Source organism: Streptomyces sp. NPDC016640, assembly GCF_043076215.1.
Lineage (GTDB): Bacteria > Actinomycetota > Actinomycetes > Streptomycetales > Streptomycetaceae > Streptomyces.
This window is the reverse complement of the sequence record NZ_JBIBRG010000023.1, coordinates 11066-36689: the sequence shown is the minus strand read 5'-3', so window position 1 is coordinate 36689 and position 25624 is coordinate 11066. Positions and strand designations below refer to the sequence as shown.

The following is a 25624-nucleotide window of genomic DNA, read 5'->3' as shown; positions in this document are numbered from 1 at the left end:
CCGCTCACGCCGCTCACGCATCCTGCTTGGCGTCGATCTCGGCGATCAGGGCCTCGATGCGGGTCTTGATCTCGTCGCGGATGGGGCGCACCGACTCGACGCCCTTGCCGGCCGGGTCCTCCAGGGCCCAGTCGAGGTACTTCTTGCCGGGGAAGATCGGGCAGGCGTCGCCGCAGCCCATGGTGATGACGTAGTCGGATGCCTGGACGGCCTCGGTGGTGAGGATCTTCGGCTTGGCGTCGGCGATGTCCACGCCGACTTCCTTCATCGCCTCGACGGCGGCCGGGTTGACCTGGTCGCCGGGGATGGATCCGGCGGAGCGGACCTCGATCCGGTCGCCCGCGAGGTGGTTGAGGAATCCGGCGGCCATCTGGGAACGGCCGGCGTTGTGGACGCAGACGAAGAGCACGGAGGCGAGCGGGGCGGTGGACATGGGTTCTTCCTTCACGAAGGGACCAGCGGGTGGTTCAGGCGGGCAGGGAGGACAGCAGTTCGGTGATGTGGGCGTCGATCGCGTCGCGGATGTCGCGGACGGCGGCGAGCGGGGCGCCGTCGGGGTCGGCGACGGGCCAGTCCAGGTAGCGGCGGCCGGGCACGATCGGGCAGGCGTCGCCGCAGCCCATGGTGATGACGATGTCGGCGGCCCTGACGACCTCATCGGTCAGCGGCTTGGGGAACGCCCCGGCGGCGTCGACGCCGGCCTCGGTGAGGACCTGCGCGATGAACGGCTCCACCTCGGCCGCGGGGTGCGTGCCGGCGGAGGACACGGTGACACGGCCGGCGGCGCGGTGTGCGAGGAGGGCGGCGGCGAGCTGGGAGCGGCCCGCGTTGTGGCTGCAGACGAACAGCACGCGCGGCAGCTCGCTGCCGGGGCCGCCCTGGACGTGGGCGAGAGCGTCAAGGCGCTGCGCGGTGAAGCGTTCGGCCAGCACGACCAGGTGCGTGCGCACCTGCGCGGTGGAGGCCAGGAGGCTGTAGGAGTCGGTGAGCAGCGCCTGGACGGTCTCGGCGGAGAAGCGGCCGGCGTGCCGGGTGGCGAGGCGGGCGACTCCGGCGGCCAGGCGCTGGTCGGGCAGGAGGGGTAGGGAGGAGGCGGACATGGGGACTCCTTCGACGCGCCCAATAAGTCAGCCCGCGCTGGTGTCAGCGCGTGATGATGTGACAGTATCAGGGGATGCTGACTTCAGTCGATCCTGATGTGATCCGGGTGTTGGGCGATCCGCTCCGCCTGAAGATCGTGACCCTGCTGGCGCGCGAGACGCTCTGCATGACGCACCTGGTTGAGGAGACCGGAGCCAAGCAGACCAACCTGTCCAACCATATGAAGGTGCTGCGCGAGGCCGGGCTGGTGGAGACCGAGCCGTGCGGCCGGTTCACCTACTTCAAGCTCAAGCCCGAGGTCCTGGCCGGGCTGTCCGAGCAGTTCGCCGAACTCGCCGCCTCCGCCCGTACCGCTGCCGAGAACAAGAGGGCCTGCCCGTGACCTCCACCGAGCCCACCACCGCCTCCGCTCCGGCCGGCGGTGGGGACGACTCGATCGTCAAGAAGCTCTCCACCCTCGACCGCTACCTGGCGGTGTGGATCCTGCTCGCCATGGCCGTCGGCCTGGGCCTGGGCCGGCTCGTCCCGGGGATGAACGACGCGCTGGCGAAGATCGAGATCGGCGGGATCTCCCTGCCGATCGCGCTTGGCCTGCTGGTCATGATGTACCCGGTCCTGGCCAAGGTCCGCTACGACAAGCTCGACCGCGTGACCAGCGACCGCAAGCTGCTTATCTCCTCGCTGGTCATCAACTGGATCGTCGGCCCGGCGGTGATGTTCGCGCTGGCGTGGATCTTCCTGCCGGACCTGCCCGAGTACCGCACCGGCCTCATCATCGTCGGGCTCGCCCGCTGCATCGCCATGGTCATCATCTGGAACGACCTCGCCTGCGGCGACCGCGAGGCCGCCGCCGTGCTCGTCGCGCTGAACTCGGTGTTCCAGGTCCTCGCATTCGGCCTGCTGGGCTGGTTCTACCTCGACCTGCTGCCGCGCTGGATGAACCTCGGTGATGGCCAGGGCCTGGACGTGTCCGTCTGGCACATCGCCCTGAACGTCGTCATCTTCCTCGGCATCCCGCTGCTGGCCGGCTTCCTGACCCGCCGCGTCGGTGAGCAGAAGATGGGCCGGACCGACTATGAGGCGAAGTTCCTGCCGAAGATCGGCCCGTGGGCGCTGTACGGGCTGCTGTTCACGATCGTCATCCTCTTCGCCCTGCAGGGGAAGACGATCACCTCGCAGCCGCTGGATGTCGCCCGGATCGCGCTGCCGCTGCTGGTGTACTTCGCGGTCATGTTCTTCGGCACCTTCCTGCTCGGCAAGGGCCTGGGGCTGGCCTACGACCGGACCACGACGCTGGCGTTCACGGCGGCGGGCAACAACTTCGAGCTGGCCATCGCGGTCGCCATCGCCACCTTCGGCGTCACTTCCGGCCAGGCCCTGTCCGGTGTCGTCGGACCGCTCATCGAGGTCCCGGTGCTGATCGGCCTGGTCTACGTCGCGCTCGCCTGGCGCAGGAAGTTCGCTGCGGGCGCGGTGACGACGGCCCCGTGACGAGCGCTGTGGATGTGGTGGTGGTCGGCGGCGGCCAAGCTGGGCTCGCCGCCGGCTATCACCTGCGCCGCCAGGGCCTGGACTTCACCGTCCTGGACGCTGATCCGGCGCCGGGCGGGGCCTGGCAACACATGTGGGACTCCCTGCACCTGTTCTCCCCGGCGGAGCACTCCTCACTGCCCGGACGGCTCATGCCCGCCCAGCCCGGCGAGACCTATCCGGACGCCGGGCACGTGGTGGACTACCTCGCCGACTACGAGAAGCGCTACGACCTGCCCGTACAGCACGGCACCCGCGTGGACGCCGTACGCCCCGACGGTGACTACCTCCTGGTTGAGGCGGACACCGGCACCTGGCGGGCCCGCGCGGTCATCAGCGCCACCGGCACCTGGTCGCGGCCCTTCCTCCCCGCCGTCCCCGGCCGCAGCGTCTTCACCGGAGGGCAGCTACACACGGTCAGCTACCGCTCCCCGGCCGACTTCGCCGGCCAGCGCGTCCTCGTGGTCGGCGGCGGGAACTCCGGCGCCCAGATCGCCGCCGACCTCGCCCTCGACGGCCGCATCGAGGTGACGTGGGTGACCCAGCGCCCGGCGCGCTTCCTGCCGGACGACATCGACGGCCGCGCCCTGTTCGACGTCGCCACCGCCCGCCGCCGCGCCCTCGACGCCGGCCGCAGCGACACCGGTGGCATCGCCTCACTCGGCGACATCGTCGCCGTGCCACCCGTCCGCACCGCCCGCGACGCCGGTCTCCTGACCGCGAAGCCGATGTTCTCCCAGCTCACCGGCGACGGGGCCTGGTGGGCCGACGGTGGCGAGGCCGGCGTGGACACGGTCATCTGGTGCACCGGATTCCGGCCGGCACTGTCCCCCCTTGCCCCGCTGAACCTGCGCGGGCCGCGCGGCCGCATCCCCACCGACGGCACCCGGGCTCTGGGCGAGCCACGGCTGCACCTGCTCGGCTACGGCGACTGGACCGGTCCGGCCTCCGCCACGCTCATCGGCGTCGGCCGCCCCGCCCGCGACGCGGCCCGCGCCCTCACGGCCCTGCTGCGCTGACCTCCCGTCGGCCCTCAGAGAAAGGGACCCGACCGCTGACCCGGGGCCAGGGGACGGAGGGCGGTCGGCCTCACGTATCGTCTGCCGATATCGATCTCCGTAATAGATGTCTGTGTCGCCGAGGAGTGAGCGATGAGCACGCAACCGACCGCCGCCGGAATGCCGGACGAACTGCACCGCCGGCTCGGGGTGTCCGACGCCGTGCTGATCGGTCTCGGGTCGATGATCGGTGCCGGGGTTTTCGCCGCGCTCGCCCCCGCCGCGCAGGCCGCCGGGTCGGGGCTGCTGATCGGCCTGGCGCTGGCTGCCGTGGTGGCGTACTGCAACGCCACCTCCTCTGCCCGGCTCGCCGCCCGCTACCCGGCCTCGGGCGGCACCTATGTCTACGGTCGTGAACGCCTCGGCGACTTCTGGGGCTACCTGGCGGGCTGGGGCTTCGTGGTCGGCAAGACCGCCTCCTGCGCGGCGATGGCGCTGACGGTCGGCGCATACGTGTGGCCCGGCCAGGCCCACGCGGTCGCGGTCGCGGCCGTGGTGGCCTTGACCGCTGTGAACTACACGGGCGTACAGAAGTCCGCGCTCCTGACCCGCGCGATCGTGAGCGTGGTCCTGGCCGTGCTCGCCGCCGTGGTGGTCGCCGCCCTCACCTCCTCCGCCTCGGAGGTGGCCCGGCTCGATGTCGGGGACGATGCCACCTTCGGCGGAGTGCTGCAGGCTGCGGGCCTGCTCTTCTTCGCCTTCGCCGGATACGCCCGCATCGCCACCCTGGGCGAGGAGGTCCGCGACCCGCAGCGCACCATCCCGCGGGCCGTCCCCATCGCGCTGGGCATTACCCTGGTCGTCTATGCCTTCGTCGCCCTCGCCGTCCTGACGGTCCTTGGCCCGGACGAGCTGGCGAAGGCGGCGGCGCCGCTGTCGGACGCGGCCCGGGCCGCCGGTGCCGGCTGGCTCGTCCCGGTCGTCCGCGTGGGTGCGGCGGTGGCTGCGCTCGGCTCGCTGCTCGCGCTGATCCTCGGCGTGTCCCGCACCACGCTCGCTATGGCCCGCGACCGGCATCTTCCGCACGCCCTGGCCGCGGTGCACCCGAAGTTCAAGGTGCCCCACCGCGCCGAAGTCGCCGTCGGCGCGGTCGTGGCGGTGGCCGCCGCTTTCGGCGACGTGCGCGGGGCGATCGGCTTCTCCTCCTTCGGTGTCCTCGCGTACTACGCCGTCGCCAACGCCTCCGCCTGGACCCTCACGCCCGAGGAGGGCCGCCCCGCCCGGCTGATTCCCCTCGTCGGCCTGACCGGTTGCATGGTGCTGGCCTTCGCCCTGCCCCTGTCGCCGGTCATTTCCGGCGCTGCGGTCCTGGCAGCCGGTGCCGCCTGGTACGGTTTCCGTCGCCTGGCAGCGGCGCGCGGCTGACCACCCCTGCGGTCCGCCTGATCATGTGATCGGCGGTGCTCCGGACCGAATCGGGGCGCCGCCCGATCGCGTCGCCCCGCTCCACCCCGGGCCCCGCCCCGGAGCTTCATCGCGAGGCCCTGCCATCTCCCACGACCTGGTCCCGACCGATCATCATCGTCCTCGCCGCCAGCACCACCGCGGTTGGCATCCCCAGGTCAGGCGTGCGACACGCCCGCCCCGAAGAGGCGCGAAATCGCCGGTGTCCCTCTACCTCGCAGGACGATATCGACAGCCGATACGTCTTCGATGGCAGAGGGGCACTCCCATGACGCAGCTCAGCATCTGGCAGACGAAGCTCACCTCCACCAGGGCACCCGCCGCGACGGTCCTCATCCGCCTGTACGTCGGGGCCGTCTTTCTGTCCGAGGGCATCTTGAAGTTCCTGCGCCCCGACGCGCAGGGCACCGGCCGCTTCGACAAGGCCGGCATTCTGGCCCTCGACTTTTTCGCTCCACTCGACGGCGCCTTCGAGATCGCCTGCGGCCTGCTGATCCTGGGGGGCCTCGCCACCCGGCTCGCCGTGATCCCGATGATCGTGAACATGCTCGGCGCGCTGCTGATCACCAAGCTGCCGATCCTGTGGGGCGACGCCCCACTGTTCACCGGCAAGTCCGGCTGGTGGGACCTCGCCCACGAATCCCGCACCGACCTCGCCCAGCTGTGTGGCAGCCTCTTCCTGCTCCTCGTCGGCGCCGGCGCCTACTCACTCGACGCCCGCCTCACCCGCCGAGCCGCCAGCCCGGCTGCGGAAGCCAAGGCCGCGAGCCGCTGACGCGCCGGATCTACGTGGCGTCGTCGCCGAGGACTTCGCGGGCCAGCTCCTTGAGCGCCTTGCGGTCTTCGGCGAGAGCCTTCTTCCCGGCCTCGGTCGCCTTGTAGACGCGCCGGGTGCGGCCGTCGACGACGCGCTGCTCCGAGGTCAGCAGTCCGTCCGCCTCCAGCCGGTGCAGCGTCGGATACAGCGTGCCGGGGCTGATCTGGTAGCCGTGCGACGCCAGCTCCTCGGTCATCCACGCGCCGTGGATTTCCTCCTCGGCCGCGTGATGAAGGATGTGCAGCCGCACCGCACCCCGCTGGAACTCCCGCACCTCTACCCCACCTCGCCGCCCACAGGGCAGTGACGAAACCGATATCGGATGCCGAGTCTACGACGAGGCCGCCGTTCACTCCGGCTCTCTGCGCGTGCCTGCTGTGATCGGCGAGCCAGGCGCGGGGCACAAGACCAGGACCCCACCCTTGGAGGCAACCGCGATGACGGACACCGACAGGCCCAGCAGGCGGCCAGGACCCGCCAGAGGAGCGGCGACTGCCTGGCTCGCCGCACTGGCCGGCAAAGCGGCCCTGATGCTCACCGCCGGCGCGGCGCTGACCGTCGCACTGGTTGTCACCGGCGTGCAACCCGTTCTGCGTCTGGACCAGGCCGTGGCCCAGCGTCTGCACGCGGCGGCGCTCCAGCACCCTGGCCTCACCCACGCCTGCCGGATCGTCACCGACTGGGTCGTCGACCCGTGGACCATGCGCCTGCTGCTCGCCGCAGCCGTGGTGTGGCTGTGGCACCGGCGCCGGCGGCTCCTCGCCTGGTGGGTGGCCTGCACCTCCGCCGTGGAATGGGCGCTGCGAACAGTGCTGCGCTGGGCCATCGGCCGTGACCGTCCCGCATGGGAACGCCCCGTCGACTCCGCCGCCATGCCCTCGGGCCACGCCATGACCACGGCCGCCACCTGCTTGCTGCTGCTATGGCTCGCCCGTATCAACCACCTGCCCGCCGGCCTGGTGCGCCTCGGCGCGGTCACCGCCGCTGTCGCCGTCGCCGCCGCCTGCTTCACCCGGGTCTTCCTCGGCGTGCACTGGCTCACCGACACTCTCGCCGGGACCCTCCTCGGTGCCGCGGTGGCCACAGGCTCCGCCGCGACCTGGTACGCCGCCCGGTCGGGGACCCCGCCCGCCGCAGACGATCTGTGCCAGGGCCTGCCACAGCGCAAGGCGACCACCTGACACGGCCCGCCCTACCCTTCTCCCCGTCTTCCGCATCCGCGCTGTCCGTGACGTATAGCTACGGCGTACGGATATGTAGCGCGAACGGCGAGAAGACCCCGCCCAGGTGCCGGGGTCCTCTCGCTGTTCGGGACTGTGTCAGTGGCTACCGGAGAGTTCGCCGGTGAGCTTGCCGTGGAGGTCGGCGCTGGAGTTGTTCAGGCCCACAATCTCGACGGTCTTGCCGCGCTGGGCGTACTTGGTCTCGATGGCGTCGAGGGCGGCGACGGAGGACGCGTCCCAGACGTGGGCGGACGACAGGTCGATGACGACCTTGTCCGGGTCGTTCGCGTAGTCGAACTGGCCGACGAGATCGTTGGAGGAGGCGAAGAACAGCTCGCCGGTGACCCGGTAGACGACCGTGGTGCCATCGGGGTCGACCACGGCGGTGACTTCGGCGAGGTGGGCGACGCGCTTGGCGAAGATGACCATGGCGGTGATCGAGCCGACGACGACGCCGATGGCGAGGTTGTGGGTGGCGACGACGGCCGCGACGGTGATGACCATGACGCCGATTTCGCCGGCCGGCATCCGCTTGAGGGTCTTGGGAGCGATGGAGTGCCAGTCGAAGGTCGTGAACGACACCATGATCATGACGGCGACGAGCGCGGCCATAGGGATGTCGGAGACGACGGGGCCGAAGGCGATGCACAGCACCATCAGGAACACACCGGCGAGGAAGGTGGAGAGGCGGGTGCGGGCGCCGGAGACCTTCACGTTGATCATCGTCTGGCCGATCATGGCGCAGCCGCCCATGCCGCCGAAGAAGCCGGTGACGATGTTGGCGATGCCCTGGCCGATGGACTCGCGGGTCTTGTTGGAGTGGGTGTCGGTGATGTCGTCGACCAGCTTGGCGGTCATCAGCGACTCCATCAGGCCGACCAGCGCCATCGCGAACGCGTACGGGGCGATCGTCGTCAGCGTGTCCATCGTGAACGGCACGTCCGGCAGGCCGGGGACGGGCAGGGAGGACGGCAGTTCTCCCTTGTCGCCCACGGTCGGCACGGCGATGCCGGCCGCGATCGTGATCACGGTCAGGATGGCGATGGAGACGAGTGGGGCGGGAATCACGGTGGTGATCTTCGGGAAGAACACCATGAGCGCCAGCCCGCCGATGATCAGCGGGTACACGGCCCACGGCACGTTGCGCATCTCGGGGACCTGGGCCATGAAGATCAGGATGGCGAGCGCGTTGACGAAGCCGACCATCACTGAGCGCGGGATGAACCGCATCAGCTTCGCCACCCCGAGCGCGCTCAGGGTGATCTGGAAGACGCCGGCGAGGATGACGGCGGCGATCAGGTAGCCCAGGCCGTGCTCGCGGTTGAGCGGGGCGATGACGAGGGCGATGGCGCCGGTGGCGGCGGAGATCATCGCGCGGCGGCCGCCGACGATCGAGATGACCACGGCCATGGTGAAGGAGGCGAACAGGCCGATGGCCGGGTCGACGCCGGCGATGATCGAGAATGAGATCGCCTCGGGGATCAGCGCAAGGGCGACGACCAGGCCCGCGAGGACCTCGGTGCGCCAGACCTTCGGGTTGTTCAGCCAGTCGGGCTTCAGGCCGCGCAGGCGCGCGGCCGGGGGGACAGCGGTAGCGGAGGACAAGAGTTCAGGAACCTGTCGTGCTCGGGCACACCCTCATGGCAGGCCGGGGATGTGCGGGAGGACGCGGAGGAGCCGGGCCGGCACCCCGCGGGACGGCCCCGTCAGCGCGGAGCCGGAAGAACCAGAACGGAAGGGAGCGGGCGCGAGGGCGCCACCGGCTCACGTCCAGGGGCGAAGCGTCACGGCGGGCAGGCGGCGGCGCCGGGCGTCATGGGCTCGCGCACGCTTCTCTCTTGCAAGAATCGGATCTTCGCCGGGGGCGGCATCGGCCCCGGAACGGCAACAGCGGGGGGCAGCCGGGCCGCCCTCACCTTCATCAACTCTACCCTAACGTTAGAGTAGACATCGGCGGCCCGCGCAGGAGGCACCGCCGTGAGGGAAAGGCCAGGAGCAGGGACGTGGACGGCAAGCACATGCAGATCGGCGAGGTCGCCGCGCGCACCGAGCTGTCCCTGCGCACCATCCGGCACTACGAGGAGACCGGTCTGGTCGTCCCCTCTGCCCGCTCCCAGGGCGGCTTCCGCCTCTACACAGAGAACGACGTCGCCCGCCTCATGGTCATCCGCCGCATGAAGCCGCTCGGCTTCACCCTCGACCAGATGCGCGACCTGCTGGACGCCACCGACCGCCTCGACGCCGGCGGCGAACTCGGTCCGGATGAGCGCGAGTCGCTCCTTCAGCGCGTGCGCGAGTACGAGCAGAGCGCGGCGGAGCAGGTGGAGAAGCTGCGCGTCCAGCTCGCCCGCGCCGAAGACTTCGCCGCCACACTGCGGGCACGGCTGCCCGAACACGAGCCGGTGCACCCCTGACCGCTCCGCCTCCGGCATGCTCCGCCCACGGCGCCTCAGGGCCTGTGGCTGCAACTCCGGAATGCTCGACCACCCCCGCGTACGCGCACCGGTCCGAGACCCTACTCGCCGCGACCCAGCCCAGCACCGACCCGTCCGCGTCGAGGGCGGCGAAGCGGTGCTCGGCCAGCTTCGCGGCCTCGAACGTCTCCCACGATGGTGGGCTGGTCTCGAAGATGGCGTTGCCCTCGTCGATGCCCGCCTGGTAGATCGCCAGCACCTGCCCGGCATGCTCAACCGCCAGCGGTACCACCACCGCGCCCAGCGCCCCGTTCACCGCTTACCCCTCTGTCTGTTCCGTTCGACCGTCAGGCCGCGGCTGGCAGGGTCAGCAGCTTGCCCATCGCGGCGAGCACCGACGGCTCGACCCGGTAATACACCCAGGTGCCGCGCCGCTCGGAGGTCAGCAGCCCCGCCTCCTTCAGCTTCTTCAGGTGGTGGGACACCGTGGGCTGGGAGACGCCGACGTCGGAGATGTCACACACGCACGCCTCCCCGCCCTCGTGAGAGGCCACGGCGGAAAACAGCCGCAGCCGGACCGGGTCACCGAGCGCCTTGAACATCCGCGCGGCCGTCTCGGCCTCTGCGGCGGTCATCGGGCGCTCGGTCAGCGGCGGACAGCACGGTGCCACACCCTGACCGTCGGCGGGCTCGAGCAGCGGCAGCACCTTCGCATTCGACATACGTCTATGTTGACACACGTTGAACCAGTGCGGGGAGGTCCGTCACCGGCGCGCGAGATGGGCGGCCAGCCGCTGGGCGATGCGCTCCGCGTCCCGGCCGACGCCGTGCAGCGAGTTCGACGACAGGCTGCGCTGCCATTCCTGCCCGACGAACGCCAGGCCCGGCACGGCGGTGGCGAGGCCCTCACGGTGCCGGGGGTTCCCTTCGGCGTCGAGAGCGCCGTCGAGGGCGGTGAGGTAGGGCAGGTCGGGGCGGTATCCGGTGGCAAGCACGATCGCGTCGACCTCCTCTCGCTGCCCGTCCTGCCAGGTGAGCTTGGCCCCGTCGGCGCCGGTGAACAGCGGCCGCCGGTCGGGGCGTCCGGCGGCCAGGGCGGCCCGGTAACGGCCGTCGTCGAGGACCGGCTGCGCTGGCGGACGGGCAAGGAACCGGCCGAGGGGTGCAGTGTCCAGGCCGGTGCGGGCCGTCCAGAAGTGCAGGTCGCGGCCGAGGATGCGCTGGGCCGCGAACTTCACCGGTCCGCGGGTGGCGAGCGTGACACGTGCGGTCTGGGCGAGTTCGGTGGCGATCTGCACCGCAGAGTTGCCGGCCCCGACCACGACCATCCGGCCGCCGGTGAACGGGGCTGGGCTGCGGTAGCCGGCGGCGTGCAGTACCTGGCCGGTGAATTCCTCCAGGCCCGGCAATGCCGGTCGGTGCGGGCGCCCGAACGTCCCCGAGGCCGTGACGACGGCCCGCGCGGACAGTCGGCCGCCGCGCTCCAGCTCCACCTCGAAGGCGCCGCCGGTGCGGCGGACCGCGCTGACGTAGCAGCCCGTGCGGATCTCGGCGTCCAGGCGGTTGGCGTAGGCGGTGAGGTAGGCGACGACCTCGTCGTGGTGCGGGTAGCGGTCGCGGTCGGCGCCGGGGAACGACAGCCCGGGCAGGGAGCTGTACCGGGCGGGAGAGAACAGCGTGAGGCTGTCGTAGTAGTGCGGCCACGACCCGGCCGCCCGATCGGACGCCTCCACCACCACCGGCCGCAACCCGCGGCGCAGCAGCGCGTGGGCGGTGGCGAGGCCCGACTGGCCGCCGCCGATCACGGCGACGTCGATGTGCTCCATCAGCGAATCCCCCTGATTTCGACGAATGTCTATGTTGACGCTTATCAATACAGGTGTCATGCTGGGCCGCGCAAGCCATCGACGGATGCCGAACCACGCAAGGAGTCGCCGTGAACGCGCCCGCCACCACCGAGCTGCCCGTCGTCGTGATCGGGGCCGGACCCGCCGGTCTGGCCGCCGCCGCCCATCTCATCGACCAGGGCATCGAGCCCCTGGTCCTGGAGGCCGGGCCCACTGCTGGCGCCGCGGTGCGCGAGTGGAGCCATGTGCGCCTGTTCTCCACCTGGGACGAGCTCACCGACCCGGCCGCCGAGAAGCTGCTCGCCCCCACCGGCTGGACCAAGCCCGACGCGACCACCTACCTGTCCGGCGGGGACTGGGCCGAGCTCTACCTCCAGCCCCTCGCCGACGTCCTCGGTGACCACGTCCGCGTGGGCGCCACCGTCACCGGGGTCTCCCGCACCGGCCGCGACCGCATCGTCGACGCCGACCGCGAATCCCAGCCCTTCGTCGTCCACTTCACCACCACCGACGGCGAAGAGCGCCTCTTCGCCCGGGCCGTCATCGACGCCTCCGGCACCTGGACCACCCCCAGCCCGGCCGGAGCCAGCGGACTGCCCGCCCTCGGAGAGAACGCGGCCGCCGACCGCATCACCTACCGCGTCCCCGACCTCAAGGACCCAGCAATCCGAGCCCGGTACGCAGGCAAGCGCACCGCCGTCATCGGCTCCGGCGCCTCCGCCTTCACCGCCCTCGCCTACCTCGCCGACCTCGCGAAGTCCGACGACGGCGCGGGGACGAAGGGCGTGTGGATCCTGCGCCGGGGCATCTCCGGCTCCACCTTCGGCGGCGGAGAAGCCGACCAGCTCCCGGCGCGCGGCGCTCTGGGCCTGGCGGCGAAGGCCGCCGTCGACGAGGGCCACGCGGACGCGGTCACCGGCTTCCGCACCGAGGCGATCGAGCGCGACGGCGAGGGCCGCCTGGTGCTGGCCGGTGAGGACGGCCGTCGCCTCGACCCGGTCGACGAGGTCATCGTGCTGACCGGCTTCCGCCCGGACCTGTCCTTCCTCTCTGAGATCCGCCTCGGCCTGGACGAACGGCTCCAGGCACCCACCGAGCTGGCTCCGCTGATCGACCCCAACCAGCACTCCTGCGGCACCGTCTACCCGCACGGCCACCGCGAGCTGTCCCACCCCGAACCCGGCGTCTACCTGGTCGGCATGAAGTCCTACGGCCGCGCCCCCACCTTCCTCGCCATGACCGGATACGAGCAGGTCCGCTCCGTCGCCGCCGCCATCGCCGGCGACCTCGAGTCCGCCGACCGCGTCGAACTCACCCTCCCGGAGACCGGAGTGTGCGGCGGCGCCAGCCTCTTCGACGACCCGAACGCCGGGCAGGCCGACGGAGGCGGCTGCTGCGCTCCGGCGCCCGCGCTCGTGCAGATCGGCGTCGGCACGCCCGCCGCCACGGTGACCGAGGAGGCACCGGCGGGCGGCTGCTGCGGCTCGTGACCGACCTCAACACCCCTGAGCGCGGGGCCGCGACCGGAACCGGGGACCGGTCGCGGCCCCGCGCCGCCCTCCTGGCGCTGTGCGCCACCCAGATCACCAGCTGGGGCATCGTCTACTACGCATTCCCCGTACTGAACCCGCAGATCACCGCCGACACAGGCTGGCCCACCGGGGCGACCACGGCAGCGTTCTCCGCCGCGCTACTCGTCTCCGCGCTCGCCGGGATACGCGTCGGCCGCATCATCGACCACCGCGGCCCGCGCACCGTGATGACCATCGGATCGGTTCTCGGCGTGCTGAGCATCCTCACTGTGGCCGCAGCCCCCAACCTGCCGGTCTTCGTGGCCGGCTGGCTGCTCGCCGGACTCTCGATGGCCGCGACCTTCTACCAGCCCGCCTTCGCCGCGCTCACCCGCTGGTGGGCCCCCGACCACATCCGCGCCCTCACCATCGTCACCCTGGCCGGCGGCCTGGCCTCCACGATCTTCGCCCCGGTGACCGCGGCGCTCGCCAAGCACCTGTCCTGGCGCGCGACCTACGCCGTCCTCGCTGTCATCACCATTCCCGCCCACGCTCTCGCACTCAAGGCACCATGGCCGAAGGCACCACCGGCCCCCGCCCACGCCACCGGCGGCGCGGACGTGGTCGCCCGCAGCCGCCCGTTCTGGATGCTGGCTGCCGCCCTGACCCTTTCCGCGTTCGCTGTCTCCGCCGTCGTCGTCGCTCTGGTCCCGCTCCTGCTCGAACGTGGCTTCACCACCACCGAGGCCGCCTGGGCACTGGGCCTTGGCGGCGCCGGCCAGACCGTCGGCCGCACCCTGTACGCGATCATTGCGCGCCGCACCGGGGCAACGGCCCGCACGACCGCACTGATCGCGCTCGGCGCTCTGACCACAGCGGCACTCGCGCTCGTACCCGGCCCGTACGCCCTGCTGGTCGCCTTGTCCGTCGCGGCCGGGATGGTCCGCGGGAATCTGACCCTTCTCCAGGCCACCGCCATCACCGACCGCTGGGGAACCACCCACTACGGCAGCCTGTCCGGCCTGCTTGCCGCGCCCACCACAGCAGCCTCCGCCCTCGCCCCCTTCGCTGGCGCCGCACTGGCCACACCACTGGGCGGCTACCCACACATGTTCGGACTCCTGGCACTCATTGCAGGACTCGCCGCACTGGTCGCCTTCGGGACCAAACCACGCCGGTGACGGCTTCCACCGAGCGCTGCGGTGCTGCCCTTCTGCTGCCGAGCCCCGCTAACGAGCTGGTGCGTGATAGCGGGTGAGGCGTCGCGCCAGGCGGGTAGCATGATCCGGCTGTGGCGATCATGGTCAATCGGGTGGTGCTGACGCATCGGCTGTTCACGGGCATCTCGCGGAGTCACCTGGCCTGCTTGATCGAGGAATTGGCGGTGCCGTGGGAGGCTGACCGCGAAGGTCGCCGCCATGCTGCGCGGGGCGGAGCCCGCAAGCGGGCCGCGGGCGCCGGCGCCCGCCACCAGCTGGTGCTCGTCGACCGGCTGCTCGCCACGCTGATCCATCTGCGGCACGACCTGCCGCACGCAGTGCTGGGGCTGCTGTTGGGCGTCGACCGTTCCACCATCCCCCGCGCGATCGCAGAAGTACGCGGGCTTCTGGCCGAGCGGGGGTGCGCGGTTCCCGACCGGCCCGGCCTGCGGCTTCGGACCCTGGCCGATGTGTTCGCCTATGCCCAGGCAGAGGGGATCGAACTACGCCTGGACGCCACCGAGGTTCAGGTCCGCAGGCCGCCTGCCGGCCGCGGCGGGGCGGCAGGCGTTCGTGTCCGGCAAGAAGAAGCAGAACACGATGAAGGCCACGGTCATCGCCGACCACCAGGGACGCACGCTCTGGGCTGATGCCATGCGACCCGGACGGATGCACGACGCGACCGCTGCACGCAACGAAGGCATCGCCGTGTGCTTCCGGCACTTCCCCGACGTGGAAGTGCTCCTGGACGACGGCTGCCCCGGCCTCAGGCGCGACCACCCCGGCCAGGCGGTCACGCCACCAAGAAAAACGAACAAGATCAGCCTGCCCGGGTTGCGGTGCTCAGGCGTCGGGCTCTTGCCGGAAGTAGTCGGGGACGAGGTGCCGGAGCCGGTCGCCTTCCTCAGTGACCGGTTCGAGGAAGATGTGCAGGCCGTTGTCGAAGTCGCCGTGGTAGTCGTAGCTGAACCAGGAGTCCACCACCCTGTAGCGGTCGCCGCGAAGGAGCACGGGACGGAAAGCGCTACTTCCTGGTCGGAGCCATCTGGCAGGGTGTGGCGTGTGACAAGCGAAGGCGATACGAGCAAGGACAGCGAGGCGTGGGCGATGGATATCCTCGTCCAGTTGCGCCAAGGCAGGCAGGAGGCACATGCGCGTCGCGACGCGCTTGCGGCAGCGGTCGACGAAATAGCCGACGGTTTCACGCAACTGGGCCTCAAGCCTTGGAAATCGGAGCGTAAGAGCCCGGCGCGAGAGGACATGAAGGTCCCGGACGTCATGCTCGGTGACCGCGCCGAACCAGCCGCAACGGTTCTCCGGTATGAATCAGCGGTCAACATCCTCAGCGCCGCCGATCAGCTTCGGGGTTTCGCCGTCCTGCTTCGTGCAGAGAAATCGCTGATGGGCGCGGTATCGGTCGCGCGTGGCGTCTTCGAGGCGTGTCTGTGGGCCACAGCGGTAATCGACCCGACCATCAGCACTGACGAGCGCCTGCAACGTGCCCTGACGCGTCGCCTCGCACGACTCTCGGCAGGTATCCGTCTCAGGGAAATGCTAGGCGGCGATACCGATGCCGACCAGCTCGTTGAGAACGACGCCGATGTGGATGACGCGCACGGGACCAACCGCGATCCTGCGAAGGACATCAGCGACATCTTGGCTTACGCCAAGGACCGGGGCTGGCCTGTGAAGAGGGGCCGTCGCACCTTCGAGATCACACCCCTTTCGATTGACTGGCTCAGCGAGAACCTTGAGCGCCGTATCGGCATCGAGGGGTACGCCTGGACGAGCGGCTCGTCGATGGCTCACGGCGAGCATGCTGCCGACACGGCGGTGTGGGTTGAACTGTCCCAGGACATCGGCACAGCTCCGGCATGGTTGATCCAGTTGTGGTCGAACGGTGCTTGGGCGGGACCGCGTCTCTTCCTTGCAACGCACGCCGCCTATACAGGGAAGGGCAGCCTGCGCCGCGAGTATCAGCGGTTCGAAGAGTTGTTCTTGAGCGGGGCCGGCAAGAGCTGAGGCCCTGGAGATCCATACAGCATGCCCTCATGCGCTACGCCCGCCGACCTCGCTGCACCGACTGCAAGGCAGCGTTCATGTACGAGCGGTGGCAAGCGGTGGAGTGCACCGGCTGGGACGCCCTCCCTCCGGAGGCCCGTCCGACCCTGTGCGGGGACTGCGACCAGCGACACGGGACCGATTGGGAGGAAGCCTGGCCGGACGCGACGCGCGAGGAGCAGGAGCCGGCCGTGCCGGAGCAGAAGGCCACCGGCTGGCTCTCGCGCCTGCGCCGCTGAGCTGGGCACGCCTCCCGACCAGCAGCGCTTCTCCTTCTGGCAAGGACCAGCCCGGCGAATTGGATGGATACGACGGAGAAGGCACGTCATGCTGGAAACGATCGATGCGAGGGGGGGGAAGCGTGAGCCGCGGGCAGACGGAGACTCTTGACGAGAAGCACCAGCGCTTGCTGGAAGCTTTCGTGTTGAGGGCCCGCAGGGTGGAGGAGCACTCGCTGGCCGCCGAGTGGGACGCCCTTGTCGAGCTGGCCCGCATGAGCATCAACGTCCGTGTCGACCGCAGCGAAGTCCGGATCTCGTACGAGGGCACTGTCACGTTGACTGACCAAGTGGGATGATCTTCTGGTTGGTCATGCCGGGGAGGGATCGTCCGTGGACAGCGCGCCACCGTCGTACAAGGGGCACCGGTACCCGGTGGAGATCATCTCCCACTGTGTGTGGTTCTACCACCGCTTCCCGCTGTCGTTCCGGGAGGTCGAGGAGCTCCTGCTCGAGCGCGGCGTGTTCGTCTCCCACGAGACGGTCCGCCGCTGGTGCGCCAAGTTTGGGCAGGCCTACGCAGGCGCGCTGCGCTGTCGGCGGCCTCGGCCTGGGGGCAAATGGCATCTGGACGAGGTCTTCGTCAGGATCAACGGAGAGCGGAAGTACCTGTGGCGGGCCGTGGACCAGGACGGCAATGTACTGGACATCCTCATGCAGAACCGCCGGGACAAGGCCGCGGCCAGGCGGTTCTTCCGCAGGCTGCTGAAGAGGACCAGTGCGGTGCCGCGGGTGGTAATCACCGACAAGCTGCGTTCCTACGGCGCGGCCCACCGCGAGGTCATGCCCTCGGTCGGGCATCGCTCGCACAAAGGCCTGAACAACCGGGCTGAGAACAGCCACCAGCCCACCCGGCAGCGCGAACGCGCCATGAAAGGTTTCCGCTCGGTCGGCGGGGCCCAGCGGTTCCTGGCCGCATTCAGCGGCATCTCACCCCACTTCCGGCCCCGCCGCCACCTGATGACCGCCACCGCTTACCGAGCCGAGATGACCCTCCGCTTCGCCATCCGGGAGCAGGTCACCGGCGCCGCCGGCCAGCCCGCCAAGGGCTGAGCACCGGCCCGGAACCCGGCCCCTCCCCACGCCCCGACGCACCGCCAGAGACCCACGCACCCAATGATGTGACAGCGCCCCTCAGAGGTACCTACGGCCGGTCCACTTGGCGGGAGCCGGCACCGTACCGGACCCCGGGCCAGGCATCTTGGTCGGGGAGAGGGCAACGCACCACCACCACGTCCGCTTCGTGTTCGACCCGCACCGGCCAGACCGTGCCGGGGGCACCGGCCACCCAGGCCGAGCGCAGGTCGGCTGCCACCTCGATTTGTCCGGGATGGGCCCTGGCCAGGCCGGACACGTGCTCCTTGACGGCGATGCGCGTGCTGCGTTCGAGTAGCGGAAGACCGGCCGGAAGCCGGTAGATCCGTGAGGCGGTGCCCGGCAGGGTGTCGAACCGGCGGACCGTGTCGACGGAGAGTGTGGTGATCCCGTCCCGGGTGCTGGACAGACTGGCGGTGAGGACATACCGGAGGCCCGTCGCGAAGGCCCTGCGGTCCCGCAGCGGCACCCGTTCGATCCCCGGCAGGCGCACCAGGATCTCCACCAGCCTCAGGCGCGCCACGACCCGGGTGCCGATCTGGGCCTGGACGTCGATCACCGGCAGCAGGTGGTGCCCCTGGTCGAAGCCGGCGAACCGGGCCTCGACCCGCAGCTCACCGCTGGTCGGCAGCGGCTCGTACAGGTCCAGCCAGGGCAACCGGTGGGGGAAGCCGACCAGGTCCTGGGACAGGCCAGGAATCCACCGCCAGAGCGACTGGGACGGGATGGCGTGCAGGAAACCATCCAGTAGCCCCTGCCCCAGCTGGCCGAACGGCGTGGTGCCCCGTCCGGCGTCGAGCACCGCGCTGGAGCCGGTGGAGCCCACGGTCAGTGAGGTCAGGTACTGCAGCGCCGGGCCGTGGAACAGCTCCGCGGCCTCGTACGGGTCCGGCTGCGGCCGGCCGTCGGGGAGCGGGGGAAACAGGGCCGGGGGAGGCCCCGGCACGGTTCCGGTCAGTACGGTGGCCTCGCCGACCACCTCGTACCCGGACAGTTCACCGGCCTCCCGCCAGACGGAGAGACGAACCGCGGTCCCTTCCCCGGCCGCCGGTTCGGCGTCGGTACGGATCCGCACGGGGCCGGGCAGGGGAAGCCAGCGGTGCAGCTGAACCTCGCGCAGGCCGACGACCGGCTGACCGGTCAGCCTGGCCGCGGCGGTGGCGAGTTGATCCACCGTGGTCATCAGGGGCACCGCGGGAACCACGAAGTTGGGCCGGTGGTCGTCCAGCCAGGTGTCCACTGCCGGATCCAGCTCCAGCTCCCGCACGGCCGGATGGCCGTCGACCACCCGGACCCCGATGCGGGGCAGGTGGTAGATGCGACGTCCGTCGACCCACAGCCAAGCCTCGGCACATACGTATCGGCCGCGCGCGTCGGTCCCGTACTCGGTGATCTCGGCCTCGAACGTGACCAGCCCGTCGCTCGGCACCACCTGGCCCCGGTAGAGCCAGCGCACCTCGTGACCGACGGCCACGGACTCGAAACGTGGGGCGGTCAGCCCGGTGCCGGCGTCGCGTTCGAGGAGGTACCACTGGAGCAGCTGGACCACACCTTCGAGGCCGAGGGATCCGGGTTGCACCGGGTCGGTGAAGAAATGGGCGCGGAAGTACCAGTCCCCGGCGTCGACCTTGCGCTCGGCGCGCAGCCGGCCAAGTCCCGCCCGTCCGGCATCGGGCCAGTACCCGGTGACCCGGTCCAGCATCAGCAGCATCGGTCCGGGCAGCCGCAGGGAACCGGAGCCGTAGCGTTCTTGACGATGCCGCAGCTCCACCACCCGGTCGCAGGGTTCGGCCAGCCGGGCGCGTTCGGTGGCGGTGGGGGGCAATCCGGGCTGCCGGGCGAACGAGGCCACCGGGAAGTACCCGAACTGTGTGGACAGTTCCATGACCGGCAGCAGGGCGCCGGTCTCGTCGACCGCCTCGCAGGAGACCTCGAACGGGACGAGGGTGACGCCGTCGAACTGAGAGAGGTCCCCCACCTCGACCCTGGTGCGCAGGGTGCGGGTCCCGGCCGGGATGTCCCGCAGGACGGTGCCGTTCCCCTGCAGGTTGCGGAAGAACAGTTCGGGGGCGTCCGGTGGCTGCGGCACGAGCAGGCTCGCGGCCATCCCGCACGGTTGCAGGAGCACCTCGTTGAGCACCGCGAACGGCATCACCCGGGTCCCGTTCTCCTCGAAGTACCAGGCCTGTTCCGGTACGTCGTACTCGGCGACCAGCCAGGAACCCGGGTGCGGCCGGTCCGGTTCGAGGCCGGCGTCGACGATGCGGGTGACGAACAGGTAGGGCGGGCCCGGCAGTCGAGCGCAGCGCTTGCCGCCGTCGAACTGGCTTCCACGGGTGCCGAACGCGCTGGGCCGGCCCCAGGCTGCGGCCAGCATCAGCGGGAAGTCCGCGCTCCGTCCGGCGAGAGTGGCCGCCGCCGGGTCGGGGCACAGACCGCGCAGGCCACCGAGCACCGGCAGGGGCACCGGTGCCCCACTGGTCTGAACGGCGGGCGGCCCCAGCCACCGCCAGTACTCCAGGGGCCAGTCCGGGACCAGTGCCAGCCCCACCCCGGAGGCGTGGAAAGCGGGCAGGCCGTCCACCGTGCAGAGCAGGTCGGCACGGAGCGTGGGCCGGGGATGGGACGACAGTCCGCTGACGAACACCTCGTAGCGGACCCGACGGCTCTGGGGGGTGACCTGCCCCCGGCAGCGCATCCGGTAGGACTCGTCGGACACCGGCTCGAACCGCCAGCCGTCCCGGTCAAGTGTGAAGCCCAGCGCGGCCAGATAGAACGCCATCGCCTGCACGCAGCCCTCGAACATGAGCGTGCCAGGCATGCAGGGATCGTTGTGGAAGTGGCCGTCGAAGAACCAGTCGTCAGGCCGGACCTCGCTCTCCGCACGCAGGTAGCCACGACCCCAGGGGCCCCCGGCGGGGTCGAGTTCGCTCACCTCGTCCAGCAGCCACAGCCGACCCTCCCCGGGAGTCGGGGTACGCACATGGGCGCGCGACACATCCCAGCCGGGGCCGAAACAGTCCGCCGGTCGGCCCTCGGCGAAGGCCCGTACGGCGTCGGGACCGAAAGCGGTGGCGGCCGGAGGAACAGCGGGCGGATCGACCGCCCCTGCCGGTGACGGTTTTGGGCTCCAGCGCACTCCTTGCGAACCGGCGAGTTCCGCGTCGGTGAAGTAACCGGCCTGGCCCTGGCGTACCGACAGCCGCAGCTCCTCACCGACATAGCAGTCGCTGCGGAAGAAGAACAGCCGCACGCCGTCGTGCTCGGCATGGCCCTCGACGTGGATCTCGTACCGCAGCGTCTCCCCGACGGCCGGCCGCGGTCCGTGGTACGTCACCTCGCAGCCCAGCAACCGGTAGACCCGGTCGCCGTGGTCGAGCAGGTCCACCCCGAGCCAGCTGATCAGCAGCAGGTCGGCCTGGCCGGCCTCGATGAACAGGCCCGCGGGCATCCGGCCGGCCGGATCCAGGTACCAGGCGTCCGGGGCGACGTAGGTCTCTGTGTGAACCGTGCCGGTGGACATCGAACCGGGTTCCGCGTCGAGCCGGGTGACCCGGTCCACCAGGAGCATCGGGGGGCGCGGCAACCGGGTCTGCCGTCGCTTGTAGTCCTGCGCGTGGAAGGCGGGACCGAAGACGTCGGAGATCCGCCCGTGCGCCAGGTACTCCAGCCGGGCACGGTCCAGGGGCAGCGACAGTCCCCGCGTGGGCCGCTCCGGTACTGCCGGTCGCCACGGCAGGGGCGGAGAGCCCGGTGACGGGATCGTCACCGGCGCGGGCTCGATGGCCTGCGGCAGGTGCGCGGGATCCGGGGCGGGGGACAGGGCTCGGTCACCGCCAGCCGTCACGGCGGTGACCGAGCCGATCACCAGCTGCCGGGTGCGGAGGAACGCCGCGTGAGCCTGGCCCTGCCGTTCCAGGAACTCCCGCTGGGCGACGGCGAGACGGGCGTGGTGGGCGGCGGCAAGTGCCGGCACCGGATCGTCGGCAGCGGCCACGGCCGGCGCCCGGCGGTTCGCAGCGGCAAGGGGCGGCACCGGGTGGTCCGCAGCGGTCACCGGGCCGATCGACGCGGCTCGTGCGACGGGTACAGCCCTGGCACGCGGCGAGGCCGAGCCCTGGGCACCAGAGGAGACCGCCGTACTGGGACCGGCCGGCGCGCCGACCGGTTTCGTCGGTACCGTCGCCGGAGGCGATAGCGGCGCAGGTTCCATCCGCTGCTCCGGATGATCTGTTCCGGGCAGCCGGATCGCGGGCGGGTGCGCCGGCAGGGTGATCGTCCTCCCCGGATCAGCCGGCAGCCTGGCGGCCGCTGTGAGCCGGTCGAACAGCGGCGCGGGATCAGGGCAGACTCCGGCGGCGACGAGTTCGGCGACCGCGTCGCACAGCTGCCGCAGTCCCCGTCCCGGCACATCGAGCGCCACCGCCAGGTGGTCCCGGTCCGCCAGGATCCGGCGGATCGACCGGGTGCGCCCGCTCTGCGGGCCATGCTCGATCAGCACGCGCACCCCGTCCGTCCAGGCCCGCTCGACCACCTTCGGGTAGTCGAGCGTGCTGGTCATCTGGGTGAGCAGCGCGTCCGCGACGTGGTCCGGATCGACCGGGTACGGCTCGCCGGTGGCCGCGCTGTAATAGCGGATGCCCGGCGTGGGACTGGTCGGCCGGCGGTGCAGGGCGCGAAATGCGGCCGCGACCTGGTTCGCCTCGGGGGCGTGCGCCACCATCTGGTACCCGTCGGCCATCGGGAGCCCGGGGCCGATCCGGTCCAGCACGCGCCGACAGGCCGCGTCCAGTCCGCCGATCACGCACGTGTCGGGCGAGTCGACGGCGAGCAGGTGTGCCAGTGGTTCGCCTGCCAGGGCGGTGCGCACGTCGGCTGGGGTCGCGTGCACCAGGTACTCGGCCCAACGCCCCCGTTCCTGGCCGTGTCCGCGCCAGAACCGGTGCGCCGCGCGGAACTCCCCGGACAGGTCGAACCGGAAAACGTCGCTGTCGGAGACCGCCTGGTACAGGCCGGCCGCGTCGGGCCACGCCCCGAGCACGATCAGTGCGGTGGACTCCCCGGAGGAGAAGCCGATCGCCGCGTCCGGCCGCAGCCCCAGCAGGCTCTGGGTGATCTCGCCGTGCAGGGCGGCGAGTTCGGTGGTGTTCCGGATCCGCGTCACGACCGGGACCGGGTCGGTGCCGGTGGGGTGCCGGGGCTCCGGCACCGGGACGGGCCGGGCGGCTTCCTCGGTGCGGGGGGCGCGCAGGGCGAGTCGTAGTTCCGCCCCGCACCCGGGATAGCTCGCCTGGCCGCTGGGGAAGACGAAAGCCATCTCCCCGCTCGTGGGGGCGTCCTGGTAGGCGATCCGGTCCGGGCGGGGCCCGCCGGACGTCAACCAGTGGCGTGCGACCGCCAGCCGTTCGCGCAGCGTCTCGGAGACCTGGTCGACCACCACCACGAGGCGAGCGGGACCGGTGTCGGACTCCCGTCCGTCGGCCAGTGCGGCCAGCACCTCGGCCCGATCGGCGCCGGAGAACACGTGACAGCGGGGCGCGATCGAGGACCACGGCAGCGGCGGGCCGGCCGGGCGCAGGCGGACCGACATCAGGGAGGCGCCCAGGGGCGTCACCCGGGCGCAGGCGGTCAGGGGCGCGTCGGCGGGCAGCGCGGCCGCACCCGACCGTGGCACCGCCTGGTGGTGGACCGCGATCGCGGCCACCGCCACGGCGAGCGCGCCGTGCGCGGCATGGGCCGTCCCGAACAGTTCGCTGTGGTCGTACCGGGCGGTGACGCGGGGCGTGGGCGGCCGGCCGGACGGCTCGCCGTCCCCTCCGGTCACGTCCCGGTCGTCCCCGTCCTCCTGGTTCCCCGCCCGGCCCCTGTCGATCTTGTCGCCGTCATGATCGGACGGGACCTCGTGATCCCGGATCCGGTGGGTCCCGTCCGTGCCTCCGGCGTCCGCGTCGCCGACCAGCAGGTCGGCGGGGGCCGTCCGGGCCGTCGCGTGGTCGAGCAACGCGATGACCTGGTCGCCGTCCTGCTCGGCGTCGGTCAGGCGTTTCAACACCAGGACGACGGCCACGTCACCACCGGGCCGGTGATCTCCCAGCGCGCCCAGCGCCGCCAGGTGCACGGGCTCATGGGACAGGTCGACCGCGCCGGCGAGCACCGCGTCCGCCTCCCCCGCCCGCAGCGCCCGCGCCCCCAGATCCAGGGCGACCAGGCCGGACGCCTGCTCCGCGCAGACCACATGGCTGGGGCCGCGCAGGTCCAGTTGGGCGTTGATCCGGTGGGCCACCAGGTTGGGCATGGTGCCCGGCACGGTTTCCGGGAGCAGCGGAGCGCGGAAGGCGTCCGGCCAGTCCGGCACCGGAGCGGGCAGGCCGGAGGCGGTGTCCCAGCCCGGCGCACGCCAGCGGGCACCGGGACGCGCCGCCTCGGGGTCCGTGCCCATGCCGATCAGGACCATCGTCCGGTCGGGCGGCAGCCGGGTCGCGGAGGCGGCTTCCCGGGCCGCCTCCAAGGCAAGGACCTGCTGCGGCAACGCCTCGGCCAGATCGGCCGGAGGGAACCGCAGCCCGGCCAGCGCGACCTCGATGGAGCGCCGGGGGTCAAGGCTGGGCGCGCCGTCCAGGACCGCGTGACACAGGTCCCGGTAGCCGGCCCCCGACCCGGCCCGTGCACCGATCGCCACGATCGCCACCCGCTGGTCCACCCGTGGCCGGCTGGAAACAGGGCGGGGGGAGAGGGCAGCGGTGGATGCGGCCCGACCGGGCTCCCAGGCATCGACGACCACATGCGCGTTGGCGCCGCCGAATCCGAACGCGCTGACCGCTGCCCTGCGCCGCCCGCGCCACTCCTCGGCCTCCCGCAGCAGTCGCAGCGGCGTTCCGGCGAGCACGTCCAACGGCGCGTCCGCGTGCAGGGACGGCGGCCGCACCCGGGCACGCAACGCACCGAGAACCTTCAGCAGGCCGGCACCGCCGGCCGCCGCGAGCGGGTGTCCCAGGTTGGACTTGACCGAACCGATCGGCAGGTCCACCGCATCAGCGAACACCTCACGCATCACCAGTGCCTCGGTCACGTCCCCGCTCGGGGTGCCCGGCGCGTGGCACTCGACCAGTGAAACAGTCTCCGGTGCGATCCCGGCCGAGGCGTAGGCGGCGCGCACGGCGCGCTCCTGACCGGCCCGGTCCGGGGCCAGTAGGCCACCGCCCACGCCGTCGTTGCTCAGCCCGATGCCTCGGATCACGCCCAGGACCGGCATGCCCTGGGCGAGTGCGTCATCGAGCCGGGCCAGTGCGAACAGCACCGCGCCCTCGGCGGGCACCAGTCCGTCCGCCTCCCGGTGGAAGGGACGGCTACGGCCCGACCGGCTCAACGCGGTCAGCGCGCAGAACCCCTGATGGATGTAGAGGCTGTCGGCGGCGGCCACCGCCCCGGCCAGCACGAGGTCGGCGTCCCCGTCCCGCAGCCGGTCGCAGCCGGCTTTCACCGCGTACAGGGAGGAGGCGCAGGCGGCGTCCAGGGCATGACCGCCGGCGCCGAGGCCGAGCGCGCGAACGGCCAGATGGGCGGGGAGACCGGCCCCGAACCGGTTCAGGGGATCGGGGCGGAAGTCGTTGCTCGGCCCCGGCCGCCCCCAACCGGACAGCCACACGTGCTCGGCGTAACGGGCCATGGCCGTGGTCGGGTACGCCAGGTTGCCCAGGACTAGCCCTGCGCGGCCGAGATCGGGCCGGCCCGCCTCGTCCAACGCCTGCCGGCCGGCGTGCAGGACCCAGCGGAACACCCGGTCCAGTGGGGCGATCTCGGCCGGGGGCAGCTCGAACCCGGTCGGGTCGAACGCCTCGTCGAAGCCGTGGACGTAGCCTCCGATGTCGGTCCAGATCCGATCGGTGTCACCAGGTGCACCCGACACCCGTGCCAGCGGCACCCGCCAGCGTCCGTCGGGCACCGGTGACAGGGCGGAACGGCCTGCGGCGATCTGGGCCCAGAAGATGTCCGGGTCGAGCGCACCGGGCAGTACACAGCCGCGCCCGACGATCGCGACCGGTTCGAAGAACGGCGCCTGCCGAGGAGTCGCCTCCAAAGAACGCAT

The 25624-nt window shown here is 71.4% G+C and carries 19 protein-coding genes and 2 pseudogenes; 13 read left to right on the top strand and 8 right to left on the bottom strand.

Features of this window, described 5'->3' with window-relative positions; genetic code table 11:
• Positions 1-13: 13 nt before the first annotated feature.
• Positions 14-433, bottom strand: a complete 420-nt coding sequence (locus tag ACF07S_RS32175) for an arsenate reductase ArsC (protein WP_391975796.1) — start codon at positions 431-433, stop codon at positions 14-16.
• A gap of 34 nt (positions 434-467) precedes the next feature.
• On the bottom strand, positions 468-1100 hold the full coding sequence (locus ACF07S_RS32170; protein ID WP_391975795.1) for a low molecular weight phosphatase family protein: 633 nt from the start codon (positions 1098-1100) through the stop codon (positions 468-470).
• Positions 1101-1174: 74 nt separating this feature from the next.
• Here ACF07S_RS32170 and ACF07S_RS32165 point away from each other — a divergent pair, with 74 nt between their 5' ends.
• The 5 genes from ACF07S_RS32165 to ACF07S_RS32145 all read left to right on the top strand — a co-directional run bounded on the left by ACF07S_RS32165 (position 1175) and on the right by ACF07S_RS32145 (position 5868).
• Entirely contained in the window at positions 1175-1483 is a 309-nt protein-coding gene (locus tag ACF07S_RS32165; RefSeq protein ID WP_071281924.1) for a helix-turn-helix transcriptional regulator, read from the top strand.
• Positions 1480-2592: an ACR3 family arsenite efflux transporter gene (gene arsB / locus ACF07S_RS32160; protein ID WP_391975794.1), complete on the top strand. Its 1113-nt coding sequence runs from the start codon at positions 1480-1482 to the stop codon at positions 2590-2592. Before ACF07S_RS32165 ends, arsB begins: the two co-directional genes overlap by 4 nt.
• Positions 2589-3650, top strand: a complete 1062-nt coding sequence (locus tag ACF07S_RS32155; protein WP_391975793.1) for an ArsO family NAD(P)H-dependent flavin-containing monooxygenase — start codon at positions 2589-2591, stop codon at positions 3648-3650. The genes arsB and ACF07S_RS32155 overlap by 4 nt, the downstream gene beginning before the upstream one ends.
• 132 nt (positions 3651-3782) lie before the next feature.
• Complete coding sequence (locus ACF07S_RS32150) at positions 3783-5054, top strand: APC family permease (RefSeq protein WP_391975792.1); 1272 nt, start codon at positions 3783-3785, stop codon at positions 5052-5054.
• Positions 5055-5361: 307 nt separating this feature from the next.
• The gene (locus tag ACF07S_RS32145; protein WP_391975791.1) at positions 5362-5868 is read left to right on the top strand and encodes a DoxX family protein; all 507 of its coding nucleotides are present in this window, start codon (positions 5362-5364) and stop codon (positions 5866-5868) included.
• 10 nt (positions 5869-5878) lie between these two features.
• On the opposite strand, the gene ACF07S_RS32140 is transcribed toward ACF07S_RS32145, so the two are convergent.
• Complete coding sequence (locus tag ACF07S_RS32140; protein WP_391975790.1) at positions 5879-6184, bottom strand: PadR family transcriptional regulator; 306 nt, start codon at positions 6182-6184, stop codon at positions 5879-5881.
• A 163-nt stretch (positions 6185-6347) separates the two neighbouring features.
• Between ACF07S_RS32140 and ACF07S_RS32135 the strand changes: the two genes are divergently transcribed.
• Entirely contained in the window at positions 6348-7091 is a 744-nt protein-coding gene (locus ACF07S_RS32135) for a phosphatase PAP2 family protein (RefSeq protein WP_391975789.1), read from the top strand.
• A 138-nt stretch (positions 7092-7229) separates the two neighbouring features.
• Here ACF07S_RS32135 and ACF07S_RS32130 read toward each other — a convergent pair whose 3' ends face one another.
• Complete coding sequence (locus ACF07S_RS32130; protein WP_391975788.1) at positions 7230-8738, bottom strand: SulP family inorganic anion transporter; 1509 nt, start codon at positions 8736-8738, stop codon at positions 7230-7232.
• Positions 8739-9136: 398 nt separating this feature from the next.
• Between ACF07S_RS32130 and ACF07S_RS32125 the strand changes: the two genes are divergently transcribed.
• Positions 9137-9547, top strand: a complete 411-nt coding sequence (locus ACF07S_RS32125; protein ID WP_391975787.1) for a MerR family transcriptional regulator — start codon at positions 9137-9139, stop codon at positions 9545-9547.
• Positions 9548-9605: 58 nt separating this feature from the next.
• On the opposite strand, the pseudogene ACF07S_RS32120 reads toward ACF07S_RS32125, so the two are convergent.
• The 3 genes and pseudogenes from ACF07S_RS32120 to ACF07S_RS32110 all read right to left on the bottom strand — a co-directional run.
• Positions 9606-9863, bottom strand: a pseudogene (locus tag ACF07S_RS32120) (GNAT family N-acetyltransferase); the annotation flags it as partial.
• Positions 9864-9894: 31 nt separating this feature from the next.
• On the bottom strand, positions 9895-10269 hold the full coding sequence (locus ACF07S_RS32115) for a metalloregulator ArsR/SmtB family transcription factor (protein ID WP_030379272.1): 375 nt from the start codon (positions 10267-10269) through the stop codon (positions 9895-9897).
• Between the two features lie 42 nt (positions 10270-10311).
• A complete protein-coding gene (locus ACF07S_RS32110; RefSeq protein WP_391975786.1) occupies positions 10312-11373 on the bottom strand; it encodes a flavin-containing monooxygenase in 1062 nt (353 codons plus the stop codon).
• Between the two features lie 110 nt (positions 11374-11483).
• Between ACF07S_RS32110 and ACF07S_RS32105 the strand changes: the two genes are divergently transcribed.
• The 6 genes and pseudogenes from ACF07S_RS32105 (at position 11484) to ACF07S_RS32080 (ending at position 17496) form a co-directional block, all read left to right on the top strand.
• A complete protein-coding gene (locus tag ACF07S_RS32105) occupies positions 11484-12884 on the top strand; it encodes an NAD(P)-binding domain-containing protein (RefSeq protein WP_391975785.1) in 1401 nt (466 codons plus the stop codon).
• On the top strand, positions 12881-14086 hold the full coding sequence (locus ACF07S_RS32100; protein WP_391975784.1) for an MFS transporter: 1206 nt from the start codon (positions 12881-12883) through the stop codon (positions 14084-14086). The genes ACF07S_RS32105 and ACF07S_RS32100 overlap by 4 nt, the downstream gene beginning before the upstream one ends.
• 119 nt (positions 14087-14205) lie before the next feature.
• Positions 14206-14935: pseudogene (locus ACF07S_RS32095) on the top strand (transposase family protein); the annotation flags it as partial.
• A gap of 1220 nt (positions 14936-16155) precedes the next feature.
• Entirely contained in the window at positions 16156-16404 is a 249-nt protein-coding gene (locus tag ACF07S_RS32090) for a hypothetical protein (protein ID WP_391975783.1), read from the top strand.
• A 122-nt stretch (positions 16405-16526) separates the two neighbouring features.
• Positions 16527-16742, top strand: coding sequence for a hypothetical protein (locus ACF07S_RS32085; RefSeq protein WP_391975782.1), 216 nt, complete (start codon positions 16527-16529; stop codon positions 16740-16742).
• Positions 16743-16776: 34 nt separating this feature from the next.
• Positions 16777-17496, top strand: a complete 720-nt coding sequence (locus ACF07S_RS32080; protein WP_391975781.1) for an IS6 family transposase — start codon at positions 16777-16779, stop codon at positions 17494-17496.
• A 91-nt stretch (positions 17497-17587) separates the two neighbouring features.
• Here ACF07S_RS32080 and ACF07S_RS32075 read toward each other — a convergent pair whose 3' ends face one another.
• A complete protein-coding gene (locus ACF07S_RS32075; RefSeq protein WP_391975780.1) occupies positions 17588-25624 on the bottom strand; it encodes a beta-ketoacyl synthase N-terminal-like domain-containing protein in 8037 nt (2678 codons plus the stop codon).

Coding starts and splice junctions, on each gene's coding strand:
- ACF07S_RS32175 (WP_391975796.1), bottom strand. CDS start 433: ATGTCCACCGCCCCGCTCGCCTCCGTGCTCTTCGTCTGCGTCCACAAC.
- ACF07S_RS32170 (WP_391975795.1), bottom strand. CDS start 1,100: ATGTCCGCCTCCTCCCTACCCCTCCTGCCCGACCAGCGCCTGGCCGCC.
- ACF07S_RS32165 (WP_071281924.1), top strand. CDS start 1,175: ATGCTGACTTCAGTCGATCCTGATGTGATCCGGGTGTTGGGCGATCCG.
- ACF07S_RS32150 (WP_391975792.1), top strand. CDS start 3,783: ATGAGCACGCAACCGACCGCCGCCGGAATGCCGGACGAACTGCACCGC.
- ACF07S_RS32145 (WP_391975791.1), top strand. CDS start 5,362: ATGACGCAGCTCAGCATCTGGCAGACGAAGCTCACCTCCACCAGGGCA.
- ACF07S_RS32135 (WP_391975789.1), top strand. CDS start 6,348: ATGACGGACACCGACAGGCCCAGCAGGCGGCCAGGACCCGCCAGAGGA.
- ACF07S_RS32115 (WP_030379272.1), bottom strand. CDS start 10,269: ATGTCGAATGCGAAGGTGCTGCCGCTGCTCGAGCCCGCCGACGGTCAG.
- ACF07S_RS32110 (WP_391975786.1), bottom strand. CDS start 11,373: ATGGAGCACATCGACGTCGCCGTGATCGGCGGCGGCCAGTCGGGCCTC.
- ACF07S_RS32090 (WP_391975783.1), top strand. CDS start 16,156: ATGCGCTACGCCCGCCGACCTCGCTGCACCGACTGCAAGGCAGCGTTC.
- ACF07S_RS32075 (WP_391975780.1), bottom strand. CDS start 25,624: ATGCGTTCTTTGGAGGCGACTCCTCGGCAGGCGCCGTTCTTCGAACCG.